At 74.0% G+C, this 15,202-nt stretch carries 3 protein-coding genes; 2 read left to right on the forward strand and 1 reads right to left on the reverse strand.

Translation table 11 applies throughout. From position 1 onward, the window contains the following. Positions 1 to 17: 17 nt before the first annotated feature. A complete protein-coding gene (locus MID12_RS02570) occupies positions 18 to 12,425 on the reverse strand; it encodes a type I polyketide synthase (RefSeq protein WP_263164604.1) in 12,408 nt (4,135 codons plus the stop codon). A 355-nt stretch (positions 12,426 to 12,780) separates the two neighbouring features. Between MID12_RS02570 and MID12_RS02575 the strand changes: the two genes are divergently transcribed. After that, positions 12,781 to 14,154: an NDP-hexose 2,3-dehydratase family protein gene (locus tag MID12_RS02575; RefSeq protein WP_040246456.1), complete on the forward strand. Its 1,374-nt coding sequence runs from the start codon at positions 12,781 to 12,783 to the stop codon at positions 14,152 to 14,154. After that, positions 14,151 to 15,191, forward strand: a complete 1,041-nt coding sequence (locus tag MID12_RS02580; protein ID WP_263164605.1) for a Gfo/Idh/MocA family protein — start codon at positions 14,151 to 14,153, stop codon at positions 15,189 to 15,191. The genes MID12_RS02575 and MID12_RS02580 overlap by 4 nt, the downstream gene beginning before the upstream one ends. Positions 15,192 to 15,202: the final 11 nt, after the last annotated feature.

Raw genomic sequence — 15,202 nt, forward strand, 5'->3', positions numbered from 1 at the left:
CGTGTCCGGGGGTCCGCTCAGGAGATCCCGAGTTCCCTGTCGATCAGCTCGAACATGTCCTGGTCGGAAGCGTCGACCAGTTCCTCGTCGACGGCCGCCTGCTCCGGCTCGTCGGTCGGGTGCGCCCACTCGTCGAGGAGGGCGCGCAATGCGTCGGCGAGTTCCTGCCGTTCCGCGGGTCCGGAGGCCTTCCGGTAGGCGTCGGCCACGCCCTCAAGGCGCGGATCGGTCCCGTCCCCCGGCCCGGCCTCCTCCGGCAGCAGCTCCTCGGCCAGGTGGTCGGCGAGCGCCTTCGGGGTCGGATGGTCGAAGACCAGGGTCGCGGACAGTTTGGCGCCGAGGGAGGTGCCGAGACGGTTGCGCAGGTCGACCGCCGTCAGCGAGTCGAAGCCCATGTCGCGGAAGGCGCGGCCCGCCTTGACGCTCTCGCCGGGGCCCAGGGTGAGCACCGCGGCCGCGTGTGCGCGGATCACCTCGGTCAGCCGTCGCCGCCGCTTGTCCTGCGGCAGCGCGGCCAGCTCGCGCAGCAGCTCGTTCCCGGTCCCGGTCGCCGCCTCCTCGGCTGCCTCCTCGGCCGCCCGCTCGGCCAACAGGGCCTGTACGTCGGGCACTTCGTCGAGCAGCGGACGGTGCCCGTGCACGGAGTACGCGGTCAGGAACCGGTCCCAGCGGATGTCCGCGACGACGAGGGCGCCCCGCGGATCCGCGGCCGACTCGCGCACCGCCCGGACCGCCAATGCGGGTGGCATGGCGGGCACTCCGCGCCGGGCGAGGTTCTCGCCCACCTCGGTGTCGACCATGCCGCCGCCGGCCCATGCGCCCCAGGCGATCGCGGTGGCGGGCAGGCCCTCGGCGCGACGGAGTTCGGCGAGCGCGTCGAGGTAGGCGTTGGCGGCGGCGTAGGGGGCCTGTCCGGTGTTGCCCCACACTCCGGCTCCGGAGGAGAAGAGCACGAAGGCGTCCAGCGGCCGTCCGGCGAGCACCTCGTGGAGGTTGCGGGCGCCCGCGACCTTGGCGTGCATCAGGGCGACCGCGGTGCCGGTGTCCAGTTCGGTCAGCGGGCGGGCCAGGTCCACCGCACCGGCGGTGTGCACCACCGCCGTCAGCGGGAACTCGGCGGGCACCGTGCGCACCAGTTCCTCGACCGCGGCGCGGTCGGCGATGTCGCAGGAGGCGAGGGTGACCTTGCAGCCGAGGGCGGTGAGTTCCTGCTCCAGCTCCGGCGCGCCCGGCGCCTTCGCCCCGCTGCGGCTGGCGAGCAGCAGGTGCTCGGCCCCGCTCCGGGCCAGGTCTCGGGCGACATGCCCGCCGAGCGCCCCGGTACCGCCGGTGACCAGGACGGTGCCGCGCGGCTGCCACGGGCCGCCGTCCGCCGAGGGGTCCAGCGGAGCACGTACCATCCGCCGGACGTGCACGCCTTCGGCGCGTACCGCGTACTCGGTCTCGCGTCCCTGGGTGCCCTCCGCGGCGAGCAGGGCGGGGACGGCGGCCAGCAGGTCCTCACCGACGCCGTCGGCGGGCAGGTCGATCAGTCCGCCGCAGCGCTCGGGGTCGTCGAGACCGGCCACCCGCAGCAGTCCCCGGACGGCCGCCTGCACCGGGTCGGGCGCGGCCGTCCCGTCCACGGTCACCGCGCCGCGGGTGAGCGCCCAGAGCCTTCCCCCGCCGACCTCGGTCAGAGCCTGGGCGAGCACCAGGGAGTCCACGAGGCCGCGGGAGACCGCCGGGCTCCTCGGGTCGGACGTCTCGTCGAACGCCAGCAGGGACAGCACCCCGGCCGCTGGCTCCGCGTCGCGGGGACGCAGCCGGGAGACGAGCGCCGCGCGGTCGGCGGGCCCGGTCAGGGCGAGGACGTCGACCTCGGCCCCGGCCTTCTCCATCGTCTGCCGGACCGACTCGACGAGGCTCTCGTCGGCGCCGCTCACCGGAGTGACCAGAAGCCAACTGCCGTTCAACTGAGCGGAGTCGGAGGTGCGGTGTGCGCGCCAGGCGATGCGGTAGCGCCAGCCGTCCAGCGTCGAACGGTCGAGGCGCTCGCGCCGCCAGGACGACAGTAGCGGCACCACCTCCCCCAGCGAGGCCGCGTCCTCCACACCCAGCGTCCGCCCCAGCGCATCGAGATCATTCCGCTCGACCGACGCCCAGAACTCCGCCTCGACGGGATCCACGGCCACGTCCGCGGCTGTCTTCGCGGACTCCAGCCAGTACCGCTGCCGCTGGAAGGCGTACGTCGGCAGATCGACCCGCCGCGGCGACAACCCCGCGAACACCGGAGACCAGTCGACCTCCACGCCATGCGCCCACGCCTCACCGAGCGAGCCGTACATCCGCTCCAAGCCGCCCTGGCCCCGACGCAGCGAACCCACCACGGCACCCTCGACACCCGCGGCCTCGACCGTCTCTCCGACCGGGACGGCGAGCACCGGATGCGGACTCACCTCGACGAAGACGCCATGGCCCTCTTCCACCAGGGCGCGCACCACCGGCTCCAACAGCACACGGCTGCGCAGATTGCGGAACCAGTAACCCGCGTCCGTCTCCGCCGAGTTGACCCACTCCCCCGTCACCGTCGAGAAGAACGGCACCTCGGGTTCCCGGGCCACCACGGGTGCAAGCAGCTCCGCCAACTCGGCCTCGATGGCGTCCACATGGGCCGAGTGCGAGGCGTAATCCACCTCGATCCGGCGCGTCCGTACGCCCAAGGACTCGGCCACGCCCATCAGCTCGTCGAGAGCGCCGACGTCACCGGAGACGACGGTCGAGGACGGGCCGTTGACCGCCGCCACGGACAGCCGGGTACCCCAACGCCCCACCAGATCCTCGACAGCGCCGCTGCCCAGAGCGACCGACACCATCCCGCCACGACCGGCCAGCGGGGACAGCGCCCGACTGCGCAGCGCCACCACCCGCGCCCCGTCCACCAGACTCAACGCCCCGGCAACACACGCGGCAGCGATCTCACCCTGCGAGTGCCCGACCACCGCAGCAGGCCGCACACCGTACGACTCCCACAGCGCCGCCAGCGACACCATCACCGCCCACAGAGCGGGCTGCACCACATCCACCCGATCGAAGCCCGGCGCACCCTCAGCGCCCCGCACCACATCGAACAGCGACCACTCCACAAACTCATCGAGCGCCGCCGCACATTCACCGAAACGCTCGGCGAACACCGGCGAGGAATCCAGCAACTCCACGGCCATACCGGCCCATTGGGCCCCCTGCCCCGGGAACACGAACACCGGCTTGGAGCCGTTGGCACCGGAAGCACCCGCCACAGCCGAAGCGACCACCCCGCCCCCAAGCAGCACCGCGCGATGCTCGAAGGCACTCCGCCCCGCCACCAACGACCACGCCACATCCACCGGACGGACGTCGCCGGTTTTGCTGAGGTCGAGGATGCGGCGGGTCTGCGCGGTGAGGGCCGCCTCCTCGCGAGCGGAGACGAGCAGCGGGATCTCCGCGCCGGGCAGGTCCGCGGCCTCTTCCGGCGCGGGAGCGGGCGCCTCCTCGGGCGCTTCCAGGATGACGTGGGCGTTGGTGCCGCTGATGCCGAAGGAGGAGACCGCGGCCCGGCGCGGACGGCCCTCCGGCTCGGCCCACTCCCGGGTGCTGTCCAGGAGCTCGACCGCACCGCCCGACCAGTCCACGAAGGGCGAAGGCTCCTCCGCACACAGCGACTTGGGCAGCGTGCGGGCCGCCATGGCCTGGACCATCTTGATAATGCCGGCCATGCCCGAAGCGGCCTGGGTGTGGCCGATGTTGGACTTCACCGAACCCAGCCACAGCGGCTGCTCCGGGTCCCGCTCCCGCCCGTACGTCGCAAGGAGCGCCTGCGCCTCGATCGGGTCGCCCAGCTTCGTCCCCGTACCGTGCGCCTCCACCACATCGACCCCGGAGGCGGGCACGCCCGCGTCGGCGAGGGCGGCGCGGATCACCCGCTGCTGCGAGGGACCGTTGGGCGCGCTCAGTCCGTTGGAGGCGCCGTCCTGGTTGACCGCGGAGCCACGGACCACCGCGAGCACCCGGTGACCGTTCGCCCGCGCGTCCGACAGACGCTCCAGCAGCACCACACCCACGCCCTCGGCGAGCGCGAATCCGTCGGCCCCGGCCGCGAAGGGCTTGCAGCGGCCGTCGGGGGCGAGGGCCCGCTGGCGGCTGAAGGCGACGAAGGGGCTGGGGCCGGACATCACGGTGGCGGCCGCGGCCACGGCAAGGGTGCACTCGCCCGCGCGCAGGGCGCGAACCGCCAAGTGGAGCGCCACCAGCGAGGAGGAGCACGCCGTGTCCACCGTCACCGCGGGACCCTCCAGGCCCAGCGCGTAGGAGATCCGGCCGGAGGCCACACTGGCGGCGGCGCCGGTGGCGAGGTACCCCTCGTTCTCTCCGGAGGACTTGCGCAGCAGGGAGGCGTACTCCTGGTCCGTGAGGCCCACGTACACGCCGGTGGAGCTGCCGCGCAGGCGCTTCGGGTCGATGCCGCCGCGCTCCAGGGTCTCCCAGGTGGTCTCCAGGAGGAGCCGCTGCTGCGGGTCCATGGCGAGCGCCTCGCGCGGCGAGATGCCGAAGAAGCCCGCGTCGAACCCGGCGGGGTCCTTCAGGAAGCTGCTCTCGCGGACGTAGCTGGTGCCGAGGTGGTCGGGGTCGGCGTCGAAGAGGCCGTCCAGGTCCCAGCCGCGGTCGGTCGGGAACGGTGCGGCGGTGTCGGCCTCCTCGCGCACCAGCCGCCACAGCTCCTCGGGGCTGCCCACCCCGCCCGGGTAGCGGCAGCCCATCGACACGATCACCACCGGATCGTCGGCTTCGCCCGCTGCCGCGCGGACGGACGGCCGCGCCGACTCCGCCGCGCTCTCCCCCCGGCCGAAGGCCTGTTCCTGGACGAAGGCGGTGAGCGCGACGATGCTGGGGTGGTCGAAGACGACCGTGGTCGGCAGGGTGAGTCCGAGGGTGCGGCCGAGCCGGTTGCGCAGTTCGACGGCGGTGAGCGAGTCGAAGCCCAGCTCCTTGAAGGCGGCCTCCCCGCTGAGCGCCCCGGCGTCCTGGTGGCCGAGGGCGGCGGCGACCTGACCGGCGACCAGGGTGTGCAGTGCCGCGGTACGCCGGGCCGGGTCGAGCGCCGCGATCTCGCGGAGTGCCGGGGCGTGGCCCTCGGCCGCCTCCGGCGTCCGCCGCTCGGGCACCGCGGGCCGCGCGCCGGGCAGTTCGTCGAGGAGCGGGCTGCGGCGGACGGAGGTGAAGACCCCGGTGAAGCGCCCCCAGTCGACGTCGGCCACGGCCACATAGCTCTCGTCGTGGTCGAGCGCCTGCTGAAGGCCGACCACCGCGGTCTCCGGCGCGATGACCGGCACCCCGCGGCGCCGCAGGTCCTCCTGGACCGATTCGGCGATCATGCCGCCACCGGCCCAGGGCCCCCAGGCGACCGAGAGCACGGGGCGGCCCTCGGCTCGGCGCTGCTCGGCCCGCGCGTCCAGTACGGCGTTGGCGGAACCGTACGCCGCGTGGTCGGCGACGCCCCAGGTCCCGGAGATCGAGGAGAAGTACACGACGGCGTCCACCTCGCGGCCGGCCAGGACCTCGTCGAGGTGGTCGGCGCCGAGGACCTTGCCGGAGAAGGTGGCGGCCAGGTCCTCCACCCGCACCTCCGTGAGGGGGCCTAGCACGCTCACTCCCGCGGCGTGCAGCACGGCCCGTACGGGGGTCCCCTCCGCGTCCAGGCGGGCGACCAGTTCCGCGACGGCGTCCCGGTCGGAGGTGTCGCAGCCGGCGACGGTGAGGCGGGTGCCGTAGGGCTCCAGGTCCGCCCGCAGGGCGTCGAGGTGCGGGGCGTCGCCGCGGCGGCCGGTGAGCACCAGGTGCTCGGCGCCGTTGCGGGCGAGCCAGCGTGCGATGTGGCCGCCGAGCGCTCCGGTCCCCCCGGTGACGAGGACGGTGCCGCGCGGGGACCAGTCGCGCGCCGGGGCCCTGCCGCCGGTGGGCGCGGGGACCAGTCGGCGCCCGAGCACCTTCCCGTCCCGCAGGGCGAGTTGGTCCTCGTCGCCGCACCCGGCGAGTATCCCGGTGAGCCGGGCGAAGGTCTCGGTTCCGGCATCGGCGGGCAGGTCGACGAGTCCGCCCCAGCGGCCGGGGTGCTCCAGGGCCGCGACCCGGCCGAGTCCCCATACGCCCGCCTGCAGGGCGGCGGTGGGGGCGTCGCCCTGGCCGGTGCCGACGGCACCCCGGGTCAGGAACCACAGCGGCGCCTCGATGCCGGTGTCGCCGAGCGCCTGGACCAGGGCGAGACCGGCCGCCAGGCCCAGCGGCACGGACGCCTCTGCCGGGTGCGGCTCCTCGCGCAGGCCCAAGGTGGACAGGACACCGGCGAACTCGCCCGGCTCACCGGCCGCGGAGAGCAGGGCGGCGTAGCGGGCACGGTCGCCGTCCCGCACGGGCACCGGGAGCACGACCACGCGGTCCGCCCGCGCGGCGAGGGCCTCCCGCAGCCCGCTGGTGAGGGCGTCGTCCCCCTCCTCCTCGGCCGGGGTGACGAGGAGCCAACTGCCGTTCAGCTCACCGGCAGCGGGCACCGCGAGCTCACGCCAGGCGATGCGGTAGCGCCAGCCGTCCAGCGTCGAACGGTCGAGACGCTCGCGCCGCCAGGACGACAGCAACGGGACCACCTCGCCCAGCGAGGCCGCATCCTCCACACCCAGCGTCCGCCCCAGCGCATCGAGATCGTTCCGCTCGACCGACGCCCAGAACTCCGCCTCGACGGGATCCACGGCCACGTCCGCGGGTGTCTTCGCGGACTCCAGCCAGTACCGCTGCCGCTGGAAGGCATACGTCGGCAGATCGATCCGCCGCGGAGACTGCCCGGCGAAGACAGGGCTCCAGTCGACCTCGACTCCGTGCGCCCATGCCTCACCGAGCGAGGCGTACATCCGCTCCAGACCACCCTGGTCCCGACGCAGCGAACCCACCACCGCACCCTCAACCCCCGCAGCCTCGACGGTCTCACCGACCGGGACAGCGAGCACGGGGTGCGGACTCACCTCGACGAAGACACCATGGCCCTCCTCCACCAAGGCACGCACCACCGGCTCCAACAGCACCCGACCGCGCAGATTACGGAACCAATAACCCGCCTCCGTCTCCCCCGAGGCGACCCACTCCCCCGTCACCGTCGAAAAGAACGGCACCTCAGGCTCCCGGGCCACCACAGGCGCAAGCAGCTCCGCCAACTCGCCCTCAATGGCGTCCACATGAGCCGAATGCGAGGCGTAATCCACCTCGATCCGACGCGCCCGTACCCCCAACTCATCCGCCTGCCCCACCAACTCATCCAGCGCATCCGCATCACCGGACACCACCGTCGACGACGGACCGTTCAACGCCGCAACCGACACCCGGCCCGGCCAACGCCCCGCCAACTCCTCAGCCCGCGCACGATCCACCGCCACCGACACCATGCCGCCACGACCAGCCAACGACACCAACGCCCGACTGCGCAGCGCCACCACCCGCGCCCCATCCACCAAACTCAACGCACCGGCAACACACGCCGCCGCGATCTCACCCTGCGAATGCCCGACCACCGCAGCAGGCCGCACACCGTACGACTCCCACAAGGCAGCCAACGACACCATCACCGCCCACAAAGCGGGCTGCACCACATCCACCCGATCAAAGCCCGGCGCACCCTCCACACCCCGCACCACATCGAACAACGACCACTCCACGAACTCCTCAAGCGCCGCCGCACACTCACCGAAACGCTCAGCGAAAACCGGCGAGGAATCCAGCAACTCCACCGCCATGCCCACCCATTGGGCCCCCTGCCCCGGGAACACGAACACCGGCTCGGAGCCGTTGGAACCGGAAGCAGCCGCCGCACCCGAAGCGACCACCTCACCCCCCATCACCACCGCGCGATGCTCGAACACGCTCCGCCCCGCCGCCAACGACCACGCCACGTCCACCGGACGGGGCTCATGGGCGGCGACGTACTCGCGGAGCCGGTCGTGCTGTGCGGCGAGGGCGTCGGCGTTGCGGGCGGAGAGCAGCCAGGGCAACTCGGCTGCGGGGGCCGCCGGTTCGGTCGCGGAAGCGTCCTCCGCGAGGGCGGGCGGCTGCTCCAGGATGACGTGGGCGTTGGTGCCGCTGATGCCGAAGGAGGAGACCGCGGCCCGGCGCGGACGGCCGTCCTCGGTGTCCCAGGGGCGGGCGCTGCCGAGGAGGGCGACACCCCCGCTCGACCAGTCCACGATCGGTGAAGGCCGGTCCGCGTGCAGGGACTTGGGCAACGTACCCGCGCGCATCGCCTGGACCGTCTTGATGACCCCGGCGACACCGGCCGCGGCCTGGGTGTGGCCGATGTTGGACTTCACCGAGCCCAGCCAGAGCGGGTTCGCGGCGTCGTGTTCCCGGCCGTAGGTGGCGAGCAGGGCCTGCGCCTCGATCGGGTCGCCCAGCTTCGTCCCCGTACCGTGCGCCTCCACCACATCGACCCCGGAGGCGGGCACGCCCGCGTCCGCCAGGGCGGCGCGGATCACCCGCTGCTGGGCCGGACCGGAGGGGGCGCTCAGCCCGTTGGAGGCGCCGTCCTGGTTGATCGCGGAACCGCGGACCACCGCGAGCACTTGGTGCCCGTTCGCCCGCGCGTCCGACAGACGCTCCAGGAGCAGTACGCCGACGCCCTCGGCCCAGCCGGTGCCGTCCGCCTCGGCGGCGAAGGGCTTGCAGCGGCCGTCGGCCGCGAGCCCCCGCTGACGGCTGAACTCCACGAACATGCCGGGGCTCGCCATGACGGTGGCTCCCGCCGCGAGTGCGAGGGAGCATTCGCCCGCGCGCAGGGCGCGGACCGCCAGGTGCAGCGCCACCAGCGAGGAGGAGCAGGCCGTGTCCACCGTCACCGCGGGACCCTCCAGGCCCAGCGCGTAGGAGATCCGGCCGGAGGCCACGCTGGCCGTGGTGCCGGTGAGGAGGTGGCCCTCGACGTCCTCGGTGGCCTCGTGCAGCCGGGGGCCGTACTCGGCGGCGGTCGCCCCGACGAAGACTCCGGTGGGCGACTGGGCGAGGGAGCGGGGGTCGACTCCGGCGCGCTCCAGGGTCTCCCAGACGGTTTCGAGGAGCAGTCTCTGCTGCGGGTCCATGGCGAGGGCCTCGCGCGGCGAGATCCCGAAGAAGGCGGCGTCGAACTGGGTGGCGGTGTCGAGGAATCCGCCGCTGCGGACATAGGTGGTGCCCGAGGTGTCGGGGTCGGTGTCGAAGAGGCCGTCCAGGTCCCAGCCCCGGTCGGTCGGGAACGGGGAGAGGGCGTCCGCCTCCTCCCGCACCAGGTGCCACAGCTCCTCGGGGCTGCCCACCCCGCCGGGGAGGCGGCAGCCCATGGAGACGATCACCACCGGGTCGTCCGCGTCGGCGGCGCCCGCTCCGGTCGGCTCGGGCGCGCTCTCGTCCTCCCCGGCGCCCAGGTGGTGCGCGAGGCGGGCCGGTGTCGGGTACGCGTAGACGGCGGTGGCGGGCAGGCTGCGGCCCGTGGCGGAGGCGAGGCGGTCGCGGAGTTCGACGGCGGTCACCGAGTCGAATCCCAGTTCCTTGAAGGAGAGTTGGGGGTCGATCTCGGTGGCGTCGTGGTGGCCGAGGACGACGGCGGCGTGGGCGCGGACCAGGTCGAGGGGGTTCTCGACGGGGGTGTCCGTCTCCGGGCCGGGCGTGGGATCGGCCTGCCGCGCGGGGGCGGCGGCGGGTTCGGCCGAAGCCGCGGTGGGGGCCGCCGGGGCGTCGTCGAGCCAGTGGCGGCGGCGCTGGAAGGCGTAGGTGGGCAGTGCGACGCGGCGCGGTGCGAGGCCCGTGAAGAAGGGGGTCCAGTCGACGTCGGCCCCGCGCACCCAGAGGGCGGCGAGCGAGGTCTGGAAGCGTGCGGGGCCGCCGTCCTCGCGGCGCAGGGTCCCGGTCACCACGGCGCTCTCGCGTCCGGCGGCCGTCTCCACGGTGTCCTGGACCGGCGCGGTGAGCACGGGGTGCGGGCTGACTTCGAGGAAGGCGCCGTGGCCGGCCTCGGTGAGGGTGCGCACCACAGGTTCCAGGAGCACCGGCTTGCGCAGGTTGTCGTACCAGTATCCGGCGTCGGTGTCCGGGCCCTGGATCCAGTCGCCGGTGACGGTGGAGAGGAACGGCACCTGCGGGGTGCGCGGGGTGAGGGGGGCGAGCTGCCGCAGCATCTCCTCCCTGGCCGGTTCGACGTGCGGGGAGTGGGAGGCGTAGTCGATCCCGACGCGGCGTGCGCGGATCTGCTCGCGCTCGGCCGTGGCGAGGATGTCGAGGACGGTGTCCGCGTCGGCGGAGACCACCGTGGAGGAGGGGCCGTTGAGGGCGGCGAGGGTGACGCGCTCGCCCCAGCGCGCGGTGAAGCGGCGGGTGTCGGCTTCGGTGAGGGCCAGCGAGACCATGCCGCTGAGCCCTTCGAGCGGGACGAGGACCTTGCTGCGCAGGGCGACTACGCGGGCGGCGTCCGCCAGGCCGAGCGCTCCCGCGACGCAGGCGGCGGCGATCTCGCCCTGGGAGTGGCCGACGACGGCGGCGGGCCGTACGCCGTGCGCCTGCCACTGCGCGGCCAGGGAGACCATGACCGCCCACAGGGCGGGCTGGACGACGTCCGAGCGGTCCAGGGAGGGGGCGTCCGGGTCGCCGCGCAGGACGGCCATCAGGTCCCAGTCGACGTGCGGGGCCAGGGCCTCGGCGCACTCGGCGAGCCGGGTGGCGAACGCCGGTGCCTCGGCGAGGAGTTGGCCCGCCATGCCGACCCACTGGCTGCCCTGCCCGGGGAAGACGAACACGGGGCGGTCGATGTCGCCCCGCACGGGTCCGGCCGGCAGGGCGGTGGCGAGGCCGCGCACCAGGTCCTCCGGGTCGGTGCCGACGACCACGGCGCGGTGCGGGAGGTGGGCGCGGGTCTCCAGGAGCGACCAGGCGGTGTCGACGGGGTCGGCGGGGTGCCGGGTGACGTGGTCCGCGAGCCGTTCGGCCTGGGCCTTGAACGCCTGGGGGGTGTGGGCGGACAGCAGCCACGGGACGGTCGCGGGGGCTTCGCGCGGGGCGCGGGGCGCCTGCTCGGCGGCGGGGGCCTGGGCGAGGACGAGGTGGGCGTTGGTGCCGCCCATGCCGAAGGAGGAGACGCCCGCGAGCAGCGGCCGGTCCGGCGCGGCGGGGGTCCACGGTCCGGTGGCGGTCTGCACCCGGAGGTTGAGTCCGGCCAGGTCGACGGCGGGGTGCGGTTCACGGTGGTGCAGGCTCGGCACGAGGGTGCCGTGGGCCAGGCACAGCACGGTCTTCAGGAGTCCCGCGGCGCCCGCGGCGCCTTCGAGGTGGCCGATGTTGGTCTTCACCGAGCCGACGGCGAGCGGGGTCGCGCGGCCGTCCGCGCGGCCGAGGACGGCGCCGAGGGCGGTGGCCTCGACGGGGTCGCCGGCCCGGGTCCCCGTGCCGTGCAGTTCGACGTAGTCGAGGTGGGCGGGGTCGACGCCCGCGCGGGCGCAGGCCGCCCGCAGGACCTCCTGCTGGGCGGCGGCGTCGGGGGTGGTCAGGCTCCGGCCCGTGCCGTCGTTGTTCACGGCGCCGCCGCGGATCACGGCGAGCACCCGGTCCCCGTCGGCGACGGCGGCGGAGAGCAGCTTGAGGACGACGAGCGCACCGCCCTCGCCCCGGACGTAGCCGTTGGCGCGGGCGTCGAAGGTGTGGCAGCGGCCGTCCGGGCTGAGGGCGCCGAACTGGGCGGCGGCCCGGGTGCTGTCGGGGCTGAGGTTGAGGTGCACGCCTCCGGCGAGGGCCAGCGCGCTGTCGCCGAGGCGCAGGCTGTCGCAGGCCATCTGGACCGAGACCAGGGAAGAGGACTGGGCGCTGTCCACCGTGACGCTGGGGCCGCTGACGCCGAGGGCGTAGGAGAGGCGGTTGGCGATGAGGGCGCGCTGGAGTCCGGTGAGGGTGTGGTGTCCGACGGCCTCGGAGCCGTGCCGGCGCGCCAGGTCGGCGTAGTCGCAGACGTCGGAGCCGATGTACACGGCGGTGGTGCGGGGGGCGCGGGTGGCCGGGATGCCCGCGTGTTCCAGGGCCTCCCAGCCCAGTTCGAGGACGAGGCGGGCCTGCGGGTCCATGGCGTCGGCCTCGCGAGGCGAGATGCCGAAGAAGGCGGCGTCGAAGTCGGCGGGGGCGCGCAGGTATCCGCCGCGGTGCGGGGCGGTGCCGCCGTGCGGTGCCGGGTATCCCTCGGCGGGTGCTCCGGCGCGGCGGTCCTCGGGGGTGTCGACGACCGCGTCCCCGCCTCGTACGAGGAGGTCCCAGAAGGCAGCCGGGTCCTCGGCTCCGGGCAGCCGGCAGGCAAGGCCGACCACGGCCACGGGCTCGTGGCCCGGAGCGGATTTCCGGGAGCAGCTGGGCACCGGCTCGTTCATCGAAGGCACTCCAAACACCAGAGCGTCGGGTGAGGGGGGCAGCCCACACAGTCGCACGTCAAATGGTGTGCGCCAGGCTGCCGTTAAACGCTCTAGGGGAATTCCTACAGCGCGCGGCGGCGGCTTTTCGGCGGGGCCGCGGCGGCTTTGCGGGCCGCCTTTCGGCAGGGTTTCGGCGCGGTCGGACGGCAAAGACTAGGCGTATTCCCGAAACCCGCGCCGGGCGCTGGACGCGCGGCGGTGTCCTGCCGGGACGATGCGATGCATGGCCCGCACAGCGGGGAGACGGCCGTACATGCCCGGCCCCGTGTGCCGGAGCCGCGCCGTGCTCACGGACGAACCAAAGGGCGGACGTATGACAGCGACATCGGTGCTGGTGCCTTCCTCTGCCGGGCACGCCCGGACCAGGGCGCGACTCGCCGTCTCGGCGGCGGCCGGCGGCGGCGTGCTGAGCGAGGCGCAGCTCGCCGCGTGGCTGCGGGACCGGCGCGCGGCCCAGCCGCAGCGGGTCGAGCGGGTGCCCTTCGCGGCGCTGCGGGGCTGGGACTTCGATGCGGCCGGCGGCGATCTGCGGCACTCCAGCGGGCGCTTCTTCTCGGTGCACGGGCTGCGGGTGCGCTCCGACTTCGGTCCGGTGGCCGCCTGGGACCAGCCGATCATCCGGCAGCCGGAGGTCGGCATCCTGGGCATCGCGCTGCGGTACTTCGACGGGGTGCCGCATCTGCTGATGCAGGCCAAGGCGGAGCCGGGCAACATCAACGGCGTGCAGCTCTCGCCGACGGTGCAGGCGACCAAGAGCAACTACACGCGGGTGCACGGGGGTTCGGCGGTGCCGTACCTGGAGCACTTCCGGCGGGCCGCGCCCGGTTCGGTGGTCGCGGACGTCCTGCAGTCGGAGCAGGGTTCCTGGTTCCTGCACAAACGCAACCGGAACATGATCGTGGAGGTCGGGCCCGAGGTGGCGGCGGAGGAGGACTTCGCCTGGCTGACGCTGGGTCAGGTCAACGCGCTGCTGCGGCAGGACGACATGATCAACATGGATGCCCGTACGGTCCTGTCCTGCCTGCCCGACTGGCGTGCGGGGGAAGCCGCCGGGGACGCCCTGCACAGCGACGCCGACATCCGGAGCTGGATCACCGACCGGCGGGCGGTGCACGAGGTGACCGCGGAGCCCATCGGGCTCGCGCGGACCGAGGGCTGGCACCGGAGCGCGGAGGCGGTGGCGCGCGAGGACGGGCGGCACTTCAGCGTGGTGGCGGTGGACGTCTCCTCCGGCCGCCGCGAGGTCCCGGCCTGGTCGCAGCCGCTGATCGAGCCGCACGGCACGGGGATCGCCGCGCTCTTCGTCCGGTGGGCGGGCGGGGTGCCGCACGTACTGCTGCGCGCCCGCGCCGAGGCGGGCTTCCTGACGACGGTGGAGCTCGGCCCCACCGTGCAGTGCGTACCGGAGAACTACGCGCACCTGCCCGCGGGCAGCCTGCCGCCGTATCTGTCCGAGGCCCTGGAGCGCCGGGCGAAGGCCCGCTACGACGTGGTGCTCTCGGAGGAGGGCGGGCGCTTCCTGCACGCCCGCAGCCACTACATGATCATCGAGGTGGAGGACGAAGTGCCGGTCGTGTCGGACGAGTTCCGCTGGGTGTCGACCCCGCAGGTGGACGAACTCCTGCGCTACAGCCACCACTTGAACGTGCAGGCCCGGACGCTGATCACCGCGCTGAGGACGCTGTGAGCGCCGCCGCGGAGCGCCCCCTGCGGCTGGGCGCGCTCGGGCACTCCTCGATCGCGTGGCGGCGGGTGCTGCCGACGGTCGCGCGGGTGCCCGGCCTCGACCTGGTGGCGGTGGCGGGGCGCACCCCGCAGAAGGCGGCGCGCTTCGCCGCGCACTTCGGCTGCGCGGCCGAGGAGGACGGCGAGGCGCTGCTCGCCCGCCCCGACGTGGACGCCGTCTACATCTCCACCCCGACCTCGCAGCACCACCGGTGGGCCGAGCGCGCCCTGAACGCGGGCAAGCACGTGCTGGTGGAGAAGCCGATCGGGGTCGACGCCCGGGAGGCGGAGGAGCTCTGCGCCCTGGCCGAGAAGCAGGGGCTCGTGCTGCGGGAGAACTTCATGTTCCTCCACCACACCCAGCACGAGTTCGCCGCGAAGCTCGCGGCGAGCGGCAGACTCGGCCGACTCGCCTCCTTCCAGGCCTCCTTCAGCATCCCGCCGCTGCCGAAGGACGACATCCGCTACGACCCGGACCTCGGCGGCGGCGCCCTGCTGGACGTCGGCGTCTATCCGCTGCGCGCCGCCTCGCTGCTGCTGGGCCCCGAACTGCGGGTGGCCGGCGCCTCGTTGCGCACCCGCCCGGACGGCCTCGACCTCGCCGGGCAGGTGCTCCTGGTCTCCGGCGCCGGGGTGCTCGCCGAGCTGTCCTTCGGCTTCGAGCACGCCTACGCCTCCGCGTACACGCTGTGGAGCGACCGAGCGCGGCTGACGGTGACACGGGCGTTCACCCCGCCGCCCGGGCACCGGCCGGAGGTGATCCTGGAGGAGCAGGACCACGAGGAGCGGTTCAGCCTGCCCGCCTGCGACCAACTCGCGGCCTGTCTGCATGAGTTCGCCGAGTCCGCCCGCCACGGGGGCCCGGCGCGCGAACACCGCCCGGCCGGGGCGGTGGCCACCATGGAACTGGTCGACGCGGTGCGCGCCCGCGCCGTCGAGGTGCCCGTCCCCGACCCCGGGGAGGCCGGTGCGGACACAGCCGGCCAGGGAAATGAATAAGGAATACCCAG

It is taken from the genome of Streptomyces sp. SCSIO ZS0520 (assembly GCF_025643355.1).
GTDB lineage: Bacteria > Actinomycetota > Actinomycetes > Streptomycetales > Streptomycetaceae > Streptomyces > Streptomyces physcomitrii.

Bases quoted from the DNA above. Each gene is read 5' to 3' on its own strand.
- MID12_RS02575 (WP_040246456.1), top strand. From the start codon at position 12,781: ATGACAGCGACATCGGTGCTGGTGCCTTCCTCTGCCGGGCACGCCCGG.
- MID12_RS02570 (WP_263164604.1), bottom strand. From the start codon at position 12,425: ATGAACGAGCCGGTGCCCAGCTGCTCCCGGAAATCCGCTCCGGGCCAC.